Below are 9,667 nucleotides of genomic sequence, written 5' to 3'. Positions count from 1 at the left end.
CGACGACGAGTTGAGCGAGCCGCAGCCGGGCGCGCGGGGTCAGGGCGGCGTTAGCGTGGGACACGAAGGCCTCCGGTGGGTGAAGCGGTTCCTAGACAGCTCCACTTCACAACCGGAGGCCTTCGTCTGTCAGCCAGACTCACCGCCCCCGGACGGGACAACCTCCCTGGACATCACAGCTAGCCGGGCCGGTGTCAGCGCCTTGAGCACCTGGATGCCGATGTGGCCGAGCCCGCCCGCACCGATGACGACGCAGGTGTCGCGCGGGCCGAGGCGCCGCGAGGCCTTGGCCGCCGCGTGGTAGGCGGTGAGCCCGGCGTCGGCGAGCGCGGCGACGTCGGCCGGCTGCAGCGACGGGTCGAGCTTGACCACGCTGCGCGCCGAGGTGCGCAGGTACTCGGCGTACCCGCCGTGGGTGTCGATGCCCGGGAACGCCGAGGCGGTGCAGTGCACGTCGTCGCCGGAGCGGCAGGCGCGGCACAGCCCGCAGGTGGCGAGCGGGTGCAGGATGACCCCGTCGCCCTCGCGGACGTGGGTCACCGCGGAGCCGACCGACTCGACCCAGCCCGCGTTCTCGTGGCCGATCGTGTACGGCAGCGCGACCTGCGACTTCTCCGCCCACTGACCTTCGAGGACGTGCAGGTCGGTGCGGCACACGCCCGCCCCGCCGATCCGCACGACGACGTCGAACGGGTCGGCGACCTCCGGCTTCGCGACCTCGGTCAGCTCCACCGGCCGGTGGTAGCCGACGACCTGTACTGCTCTCACGGACGGGTTCCCTTCGTGGTGTCCCCGGAGACGGACTCCGGGTAGCGGGTCTTCAGCAGCCCCCGGCAGAAGTGGGCGTTGCCCTCGATCGAGATCCGCACCGACCGGGCCATCCGCAGCTTCAGCGGGACCTGCTCGGCCGGGTACGGGACGCCGTCGTGCCCGACCAGGACCGGCAGGTGCCCCGCGGTGCCCAGCCCGAGCGTGGCGCGGCGGCGCAGCAACGCGTCGGTGGTCGGGCCCGCGGGCAGGTCGGCCAGGGTGACGCCGTGCAGCGTCTCCGGCGCCCGGTCCGGGTCGCGGCGCAGCAGCCCGGTCAGCGAGCGCTCCATCGCGGCGGCGTGCGCCTTGCGCCGGAAGGTGACCCGCAGCTCGTCGAGGTCGGAGTCGGCCTCGTGGCGGAAGGTGCCCTTGTAGCCGGCGTCGGCGGCCAGCCCGGCGTTGATGAGGTCGGAGTCGTGGTGGTCGTCGAGCTCGACGGTCACCGCGGTCGTCCAGTCCAGCGCCGTCAGCACGTCCTTGGCGTCGGAGCACATCAGGTAGGCGAAGTTCGGCGCGCAGAATGCGGTGGGCAGCCGCAGGTGCACGGTGACCCGGCCGCCGTCGACGTCGAGGGACCGCACGAACTCCAGGTCGGTGATCGGCTCGTCCAGCTCCGGGTCGACGACGGCGTCGAGCGCCCGCCAGGCCTGCTCGGTCCGCGTCGCGTGCGCGGTCAGGGCCGGCGCGCTCACGAGGCCACCGGCACTTCCTGCGGGGTCTCGTCGCGGAGCGCCAGCTCGGCGGGGACCTCGATGTCGTACATCTTCGCGGCGTTGAGGCCCAGGATCTTCTTCTTCTGGGCAGTGGTCAGCGGCGCGTACTCGGACAGCTCCTCGGGGATCTGGAAGTCCACGAAGCGCTCGACCAGCCAGCGCGGGGTCCAGATGGCGTAGTCGCTGGAGAACTGGATGCGGTCCTCGCCCAGCCAGTACAGGAGCTCACCGAGGATCTGGCCGAAGTACTTGGGCCGGGTGTGGATGAACGGCATCGCGACGGCCAGACCGGCGTGCACGTTCGGCTCCTGGGTGGCGATCCAGCAGAAGTCCTCCAGCCGCGGCAGGCCGCAGTGCTCGACGACGAAGTTCAGGTCGGTGAAGTCGGTGGCGACCTTGTCCACGTCGGCGACGTCGAACGCGTCGCGGTCCAGCGGACGGATGGTGGGGCCCTTGTGGATGTGGACGTTGCGGATGCCCAGCTCCTGGGCCGCCTCGAGGTACTTGTAGGACCAGTGGTCGTCGAGCTTCCAGCCGCGGGACTCGCCGTGCCACTCCGCGGTGTAGAGCTTCACGCCCTTGAGCCCGAAGCGCTTCGCGTCCTCGCGCAGCTGCCGCAGGCCCTGCTCACCGTTGCGCGGGTCCCAGTGGTGGTTGTAGGTCAGCTTGTCCGGGTGGGCCTGGGCGAGGGCGAACGCCTCCTCGGTCTGGCCGAACCCGTTGGCGTAGAACTCGCCCAGGTACGCGGGCTGGAAGACGGCGTGGTCGACGTGGCCGTCGGCGAACAGGTCCTTCATCAGCCGCTCGCCGCCCTGGTAGAGGTAGTCCTCGTAGGGCCACACCTCGGACTCCGGGCTGAGGTTGCGGTGATAGTCGTAGAAGCAGTCGATGAACTGCTTGCCGTGGATGTTGCGCTGGTTCTCCGGGCGCGCGTCCCACAGCGCCACGTGGGCGTCCACGATGAAGTAGGACTCACCGTTCTTCGAGTACATCGTCGTCCCTCTCAGGTCGCGGCGAGGTGGTGGGCACCCCGCGACTGCGCGGGCCGGTGGGGTCCCGCGTCGGCACCGAAGGTAGGAACCGGCGGGCGGCGGCGGTGGTGACCGCCGTCTCAACCTGAGACGAGACGGTGTCGCGGCGTCGTCGCAGGTGTGACACCGTCGTGAGCAGCAGGTACGAGGAGGTACGCGCGATGGGGCAGTCCCTGGCTCCGGCCCGCATCTCGGCGTCCTGGGCACGCAGCGAGACCTACGGCGCCCCCACCGAGGTGGTCGACCCGGCGTACACCGGCACCGTCGACGACGAGTCGCTGTTCGCCCGCTGCGGCGGCGAGGTGCTCGCCGGGCTGCACGAGGGACTGCCCGGCGAACCGATCTCGCTGATGCTCACCGACGCCGACGGGATCGTCGTCTCCCGGCTCTGCGACGAGCGCGCCCTGGTCGACGCGCTCGACCGCACCTACCTGGCGCCCGGCTTCGCCTTCGGCGAGCGGGAGGCGGGGACCACCGGACTCGGCCTGGCCCTGGCCGACCGGGTCCCGTCGCTGGTCCGCGGCGACGAGCACTACTGCACCGGGCTCTGGGGCTACACCTGCGCGGCCGCCCCGGTGCTCGACCCCGTCGACGGCTCCCTGCTCGGCAGCATCAACCTCACCACGTGGTCGCAGCGCTCCGACGGGCTGCTGCTCGCGCTCGCCCGCACCGCGGCCGGGCAGACCTCCGCGCTGATGCTGGCCCACGGGCGGGGCGCGACCCCGCGGCCGGCGCCCCGCGGCGAGGTGTTCCGGGTCGCCCCGCAGCCCACCGGCGGCACCGCCGAGCTGGGCCGCAGCTGGACCACCGCGCTGGACGAGGTGCGGGCGGCACTGCGCGACGGCGCCCGGGTCGGGGTCGTCGGCGAGCCCGGTGTGGGGAAGTCCGCGCTGCTCGCGACGGCCCTGCGCACCGTCGCGCCGCGGCACCGGGTGCTGCACGCCCGCCCACCGGCGGCCGAGGACGCGGTGTCCTGGCTGTCGCTGTGGTCCCCGGAGCTGGGCAAGGCCGACACCGCGGTGATCGTGGGCCGGGTGCACGAGCTGCCCGCGCCCGTCGCGACCCGGCTGGCGGCGCTGGTGCGGTCGCTGCCACACGCGGCGCTCAGCGTCACCGCGCGCGACATCGGGACGGTCCCGGAGCCGCTGTCCCGGATGCTCGACGTCGTGGTCGAGCTGCCGCCGCTGCGGCACCGGGCCGAGGACGTCCCGGCACTGGCCGCACACTTCACCCGCGACGGCGTCACCTTCACCGACGCCGCGGCCCGCGCGCTGCGGACCTACAGCTGGCCGGGCAACGTCGAGCAGCTGCGCCGCACGGTCCGCGACGCCGCGGCCCGCAGCAGCGTGGTCGACGTCCGACACCTGCCCCCCGAGCTGCTCGCCACCCGCTCCGGCTCGCTCACCCGGATCGAGTCGCTGGAACGCGACGAGCTGGTCCGCTGCCTCACCGAGCACGGCATGAGCGTCACCCGGGCCGCGGAGACGCTGGGGATCAGCCGGGCGACGGCGTACCGGCGGGTGCAGCGCTACGGGATCGCCACCCCGCGCTGAGCGGCCGCGGCATCACCGGTGTCATCATCCGAACGGGTGACGCGCTCACCGGACCGGTGCTACCGGTGGCCGTGCTCACGGCCGCCGCGGGTCCTTCGGACCTGCCGATCCCGGCCGGCGGTGGGACCATCGATGTGCCGAGCAACGACGCCCCGGGAGACCCGGCGGCCGGCCCGGCCACGGGACTCGACACCGCCACCCGACGACGCCGTCACGCCCGGTGACGAGGAGCCCACGTCGCGCGACGGCGGCGGGGCGCCCGCCGCCCGGTGCGGCAGACAGGGCACCATTCGGTGGAGGACCTGATGGGAGGCGTTCGTGTTCGGACTCACGGACACCGTGGCCGCACTGCTGGCCGCGATCCCTGCTGCGCCCGTTCGGTCGCTCCTCGTGATCGGGGTCGGGGCCTTCCTCGAGGGTCCGATCGTCACCGTCGCCGCGGCCGCGCTCGCCGGGGCCGGGCAGCTCCCCTGGTGGGGCGTGTGGCTGGCCGCGCTCGTCGCCGACGTCGTCGGGGACACGGCGCTCTACGCGCTCGGCCGCAACGGCGACCGGCCGGCCGTCGCCCGGGTACTGAACCGGCTGGGCCTGACCGAGGAGCGTCGCGAGGTCCTGACCCGCGAGGTCCACACGCACCTGCCGAGGATCGTCATCGGCGCCAAGCTCGTCGACATCGGCGCGATCCCGGCCTACCTGGCCGCCGGGCTGTCCAAGGTCGGCTACCGCCGCTTCCTGGCCTGGATCGTCCCCACCACCGCGGTGCGCGCCGCGGTGCTCGTCGGGATCGGCTACGCGGCCGGGGACAGGCTCGCCACCGACCTGGAGTCGCGGCCCTGGCTGCTCGTCGTCGGCGGGATCGCCGTCGGGCTGTCCCTGGTGCTCGGGCGCACCGCGATCGTGCGGGCCACCGGCTCGCGACGCCGCGCCGACGCCCGGTCCTGACCGGGTCGCCCCCCTCGCGCCGAACGTCCCCGCCGTCCCGGGCCGCCTCCGGCGTGTCACCGCGCCTCGGGGGCCCGCGGCGAGCACCGTCCGGGACGGACGAGGAGCAGGATCATGGTCATGAGCGACCCGTCGGCCGACCCGCACCGGCACGCCCTGGACGCCATCCGCCGCGAGCTCGACCGGCTCGGCGACGGCGGGCGTCGCGTCGTGCCCGCCTGGAAGCGGGTCACCCCTGGCGAACACCGGTGGCCCGCCGCGGTGGCGATCGTCGTCGCGATCGGGCTGCAGCTGCTGCTGCCCGACCAGCTCACCCTGGTGTCGCGGTGGTTGCTGCCGTCGCTGGAACTGGTGGTGCTGGTCGTGCTCGCGGTGACCGGTCCGGCCCGGATGGACCGCGAGTCGGCGCTGCTGCGCGGCCTCGGGCTGACCCTGGTCGGGCTGCTGAGCGTGGCGAACGCGGTGTCGGCGGGGCTGCTGGTCACCGCGATCCTCGACGGCACCTCCGGCGGCTCCGCCGCGCCCCTGCTGGCCAGCGGGGCGGCGATCTGGTTGACCAACATCATCGCGTTCGCGGTCTGGTACTGGCAGCTCGACCGCGGCGGGCCGGCGGCGCGGGCGCACGGCCGTCGTCCCACCGCGGACTTCCTGTTCGTGCAGATGCAGAGCACCGACCCGCACGACGCCGACTGGGAACCCCGCTTCGCCGACTACCTGTACCTGTCGTTCACCAACGCCACCGCGTTCAGCCCGACCGACGTGATGCCGTTGAGCCGGTGGGCGAAGATGCTGATGCTCGTGCAGGCGCTGGTGTCACTGGTGACGATCGCGCTCGTCGTGTCCCGGGCCGTGAACGTCCTCGGCGGCTGAGACCCGGCGGGCTCAGCCACCCAGGAGGGACCGCAGCACCCCCGGTGCGTCCGACGGACCGGCGACCGGCGCCCACCGCGCGTTGCTGCGCGCGGCCAGCTCGGCCGCCTGCTCGTGGTCGGACTCCGGGGCCAGGATGAGCAGCTCCGGGACACCCCGCGCCGCCGGGACCGGGTCGTGGTCGTCGGTGGCCCGGCAGTCCGACAGCAGCACCACGATCCGCCGCTCCGCCCGCGTCCGTTCCAGCTGCGCGGTGGCCGCGCGCAACGCACCGGACAGGGCGGTCACCCCGTGCCCGCGCAGGCCCAGCACCCGGTCGACGACCGCCGATGTCGGACGGGTGGAGGCGATGTCGCGCAGCACCTGGGTCTCGGCCGCGAACGACAGCACCGCGTGGTCGCCGGGTGCCCGGAACGCGCAGGCCGCGGCGGTCAGCGCCGCCGCGGCGAGCCGTTCCCCGCCCATCGACCCGGACGCGTCCACGAGCAGGCACAGCGCGAGCTCCGGCCGTGCCCAGGTGCGTGCGGTCAGCTCGTCGAGGCCGACCGGGCGCCGCGCCGCGCGGGCCTCGGCCACCGCGCCGAGCGAGGCGTCCAGGTCCAGGTCGCCGCCGCGGTCGGCCGGGACCACCCGCAGCCTGCCGATCCCGCGCCGGGAGACCCGGCCGGACCGGCCGATCTCCAGCACGACCCGGCCGGCGAGCCTGCGGGCCGCCGCCCGCAGCTTCTCGTCGGTGGCCCTGCCCATGTCGATGAGCAGCGTCAGCGTCTCGTCGGGACGCTGTGCCAGGGCGGCATCGAACGCGTCGACGTCGAGCACCCCCACCTCGGGCGAGATCTCGGTGAAACCGGTGTGGCCCGCCAGGGAGCTGCGGGCCACCGTGCGGTCCTCCGGTCGCGCACGGGGCCGCCCCGGGCGGGTGGAGCCGCCCGCGGGCCGGGGACCGCCCGCCGGTGGCGGGCTCAGGCTCCCCCCGACGCATCACCGCCGTCCCGGGCGTCGTCGGCGTCGTCGGCGGGTTCCCGGCCGAACTCGGCCGTGTACAGCTCGCGGACGATGTCCTCGGCGCTGCGGGAGCCGGACTCGGCCAGCCGGATCCGGCCGGACAGCGCCACCAGCGCGGCGTCCAGCCCGGTCCGCCAGTCGGTGATCTCCCGGCCACGTCGTGCCGCCAGTGCCGTGGTGATGCGGACGATGTCGATCGCCCCGCGCACCGAGGAGCCGACGTGCACGTCCGGGTGCTCCCGGGTGCGCCGCACCAGGGAGACGACCTGGGAGCGCCACTGCTCGTCGACCTCGGGGCCGCGCAGCGCGACGACCGCAGTCTCGTCGCCCGCGGTCTGGTATCCCATCGCGATCCGGCAGACCCGGTCGTAGACGGCGGAGGAGATCCGGGCGGTGCCGACGGCGTCGAACGGGTTCATCGCGGCGACCAGCCGGAAGCCCTCGTGCGCGGTGATCCGGCCCAGCCGGGGCACGTGCAGCTCGCCCTCGCTCATCACCGTGATGAGGACGTTGAGGGTCTCCTCCGGGATCCGGTTGATCTCCTCGACGTAGAGCAGGGCACCGGAGCGCAGCGCCTCGGCCAGCGGGCCGTCGACGAAGGTCGCGGGGGTGTAACCGCGCTCCAGCACCTGGGCCGGGTCGAAGTGCCCGACCAGCCGGGCCGGGGTGAGCTCGGCGTTGCCCTCGACGAACACGAACGGCAGCTCGGCCTCCTCGGCCACCGACCGCAGCAGCGTCGTCTTCCCGGTGCCCGGCGGGCCCTCCAGGACGACGTGTGCGCCGGCCTCCAGGGCCGCGACGAGCAGCTCGACCTCCCGGCCGCGGCCGACGACGGGGGTCACCACGGGGGTCACGGCGGGGGTCAGCACGGGGCGGCTGCCTCGGTCTTCACGGGCATGCTCCTCGGCGCTGATGACGTCGGTGTCGTCCTGCATCCTGCCCCACCCGCGGGGGTGTGGCGTCCTCCACCTGGGGACCGTTCGCACTGTTCCACACCCGACGGCACCGTGGCGGCGGAGGCGACACCACCCGCGCCGGGCCGGGCCTCCCGTCGTACGCGGACGGGTGGGGTGCAGGATCGTCCGACATGGACCGACGCGTGCACGCGTTCACCGACGACGCCCTGGGCGACGACGACGCCGTCGCCCTCGCCGGGAGGCTGCGCCGCCGTGAGGTCGCGCCCGCCGAGCTGCACGCGGCCGTCGCCGCGCGTGCCGCCCGGGTCGAGCCGCACCTGCACGGCCTCGCCCTGGACCGCACCGCCGACCCCGTCACCGGCGCTGTCGACGGCCCGCTGGCCGGGGTGCCGACGCTGGTCAAGGACAACGTCGAGGTCCGGGGCTGGCCCGCGGGCCACGGCACCCGGGCGTTCGTCCCGGCCCCCTCGCGGGAGCACGCCGAGGTGACCCGGCAGCTGCTCGCCTGCGGGCTGGACCTGCTGGGTACGACCCGGATGCCGGAGTACGGGCTGAACGCCTCCACCGAGTTCGCCGACGACGAGCCGACCCGCAACCCGTGGGACCCGCGCTTCTCGGCCGGCGCGTCGTCGGGCGGGGCGGCCGCGCTCGTCGCCGCCGGGGTGGTGCCGCTGGCCCACGCCAACGACGGCGGCGGCTCGATCCGCATCCCGGCCGCGGCCTGCGGGCTGGTCGGGCTCAAGCCGTCGCGGGGTCGGCTCGCGCCGAACGCGACCGGTGCCCGGATGCCGATCGACCTCGTCGCCGACGGCGTGGTGTCCCGCTCGGTCCGCGACACCGCGGTGTTCCTGGGCGCCGCCGACCGCGGGCGCCGCAACCCGGCGCTGCCACCGCTGGGCCTGGTCGAGGGCCCCGCCCGGCGACGCCTGCGGGTCGGCCTGCTGCTGGAGTCCCCCACCGGGGCGGCGGTCGACGCCGACACCCGCGAGACCGTCACCGCCGTCGCCCAGCTGCTCGCCAAGCAGGGCCACGAGGTGTCCGAGGCCCACAGCGGGGTGGGGACCCGGTTCGTCGACGACTTCCTCGACTACTGGGGGCTGCTCGCGTTCTCCGTGGTCACCGGCGGGCGGCTGCTGCACGGGCGCACCTTCGACCCGCACCGTCTCGACGGCCTGACCCACGGTCTGGCCGACCACTACCGTCGCGCGCTGGCCCGCACCCCGGTGTTCCTGCACCGGCTGCGCCGGGTCGCGGCGACCCACGCCGAGCTGTTCACCCGGCACGACGTGCTGCTCTCCCCGGTGCTCGCACACACCCCGCCGGAGATCGGGTGGCTCGCGCCGACGGTGCCGATCGAGCAGCTCACCGCCCGGCTGCTGGACTACGTCGCGTTCACCCCGCTCGCCAACGTCGCCGGGGCGCCCGCGGTCGCACTGCCCGCCGGTGCGACGGCGGGCGGGCTGCCGGTGGGGGTGCACCTGCAGACCCCGGTCGGCGACGAGCGGACGCTGCTGGAGCTCGCGTACGCGATCGAGGCCGACCGCCCCGGGCGGCGGATCCAGGACTGATCCGCCGCCGGGACCCCCGCTCAGACGGGGTCTGTAACGAGAACGGTGGTTCCGGCGATGTTGTCAGTAGTGCTCGGCGCCCGGCCAGCGGTCACCGAAAGTGATGGCGAAGGCGTTGAGGACTGGCTTCCAGCGCATCATCCATCGGGTGTGGCCTCGTCCGGTCGGGTCGAGGCTGCGGGTGACGAGGCTGCGGGTGACAAGGTACAGACATTTCATCGCGGCCTGCTCGCTGGGGAAATGCCCTCGCGCTCGGAC

The 9,667-nt window shown here is 74.3% G+C and carries 8 protein-coding genes and 2 pseudogenes; 4 read left to right on the top strand and 6 right to left on the bottom strand.

Annotated features, from left to right (window positions below; translation table 11 throughout):
* Positions 1-165: 165 nt before the first annotated feature.
* The 3 genes and pseudogenes from FVA95_RS26170 to FVA95_RS26160 all read right to left on the bottom strand — a co-directional run.
* Positions 166-768: pseudogene (locus tag FVA95_RS26170) on the bottom strand (alcohol dehydrogenase catalytic domain-containing protein); the annotation flags it as partial.
* On the bottom strand, positions 765-1,502 hold the full coding sequence (locus FVA95_RS26165; protein ID WP_149666503.1) for an iron-sulfur cluster assembly protein: 738 nt from the start codon (positions 1,500-1,502) through the stop codon (positions 765-767). The gene FVA95_RS26165 and the pseudogene FVA95_RS26170, both read right to left, overlap by 4 nt.
* Entirely contained in the window at positions 1,499-2,515 is a 1,017-nt protein-coding gene (locus FVA95_RS26160; RefSeq protein WP_149666502.1) for an amidohydrolase family protein, read from the bottom strand. Before FVA95_RS26160 ends, FVA95_RS26165 begins: the two co-directional genes overlap by 4 nt.
* Positions 2,516-2,685: 170 nt before the next feature.
* Between FVA95_RS26160 and FVA95_RS26155 the strand changes: the two genes are divergently transcribed.
* The 3 genes from FVA95_RS26155 to FVA95_RS26145 all read left to right on the top strand — a co-directional run bounded on the left by FVA95_RS26155 (position 2,686) and on the right by FVA95_RS26145 (position 5,919).
* Positions 2,686-4,107 carry a helix-turn-helix domain-containing protein gene (locus FVA95_RS26155; RefSeq protein WP_240051744.1) on the top strand — a complete coding sequence of 474 codons (1,422 nt, stop codon included), beginning with the start codon at positions 2,686-2,688 and terminating at the stop codon, positions 4,105-4,107.
* A gap of 318 nt (positions 4,108-4,425) precedes the next feature.
* Positions 4,426-5,049 (top strand): DedA family protein, encoded by a 624-nt coding sequence (locus FVA95_RS26150; RefSeq protein ID WP_020622889.1) that lies wholly within the window; start codon positions 4,426-4,428, stop codon positions 5,047-5,049.
* 120 nt (positions 5,050-5,169) lie between these two features.
* The gene (locus FVA95_RS26145) at positions 5,170-5,919 is read left to right on the top strand and encodes a DUF1345 domain-containing protein (protein WP_149666501.1); all 750 of its coding nucleotides are present in this window, start codon (positions 5,170-5,172) and stop codon (positions 5,917-5,919) included.
* A gap of 12 nt (positions 5,920-5,931) precedes the next feature.
* Here the strand turns inward: FVA95_RS26145 and FVA95_RS26140 are convergent, their stop codons facing one another.
* Both FVA95_RS26140 and FVA95_RS26135 read right to left on the bottom strand, forming a co-directional pair.
* Positions 5,932-6,798: a vWA domain-containing protein gene (locus FVA95_RS26140; RefSeq protein WP_240051743.1), complete on the bottom strand. Its 867-nt coding sequence runs from the start codon at positions 6,796-6,798 to the stop codon at positions 5,932-5,934.
* An 83-nt stretch (positions 6,799-6,881) separates the two neighbouring features.
* Positions 6,882-7,859: a MoxR family ATPase gene (locus tag FVA95_RS26135; RefSeq protein ID WP_149666500.1), complete on the bottom strand. Its 978-nt coding sequence runs from the start codon at positions 7,857-7,859 to the stop codon at positions 6,882-6,884.
* Positions 7,860-8,011: 152 nt separating this feature from the next.
* Here FVA95_RS26135 and FVA95_RS26130 point away from each other — a divergent pair, with 152 nt between their 5' ends.
* Positions 8,012-9,409 carry an amidase gene (locus tag FVA95_RS26130; RefSeq protein WP_149666499.1) on the top strand — a complete coding sequence of 466 codons (1,398 nt, stop codon included), beginning with the start codon at positions 8,012-8,014 and terminating at the stop codon, positions 9,407-9,409.
* Between the two features lie 63 nt (positions 9,410-9,472).
* Here FVA95_RS26130 and FVA95_RS26125 read toward each other — a convergent pair.
* Positions 9,473-9,667, bottom strand: a pseudogene (locus tag FVA95_RS26125) (IS256 family transposase); the annotation flags it as partial.

It is taken from the genome of Pseudonocardia sp. EV170527-09 (assembly GCF_008369905.1).
Taxonomy (GTDB): domain Bacteria; phylum Actinomycetota; class Actinomycetes; order Mycobacteriales; family Pseudonocardiaceae; genus Pseudonocardia.
The sequence above is the reverse complement of the archived record's forward strand: the minus strand, read 5'-3'. Positions and strand labels throughout refer to the sequence as shown.

Coding starts and splice junctions, on each gene's coding strand:
- FVA95_RS26160 (WP_149666502.1), bottom strand. CDS start 2,515: ATGTACTCGAAGAACGGTGAGTCCTACTTCATCGTGGACGCCCACGTG.
- FVA95_RS26145 (WP_149666501.1), top strand. CDS start 5,170: ATGAGCGACCCGTCGGCCGACCCGCACCGGCACGCCCTGGACGCCATC.
- FVA95_RS26135 (WP_149666500.1), bottom strand. CDS start 7,859: ATGCAGGACGACACCGACGTCATCAGCGCCGAGGAGCATGCCCGTGAA.
- FVA95_RS26130 (WP_149666499.1), top strand. CDS start 8,012: ATGGACCGACGCGTGCACGCGTTCACCGACGACGCCCTGGGCGACGAC.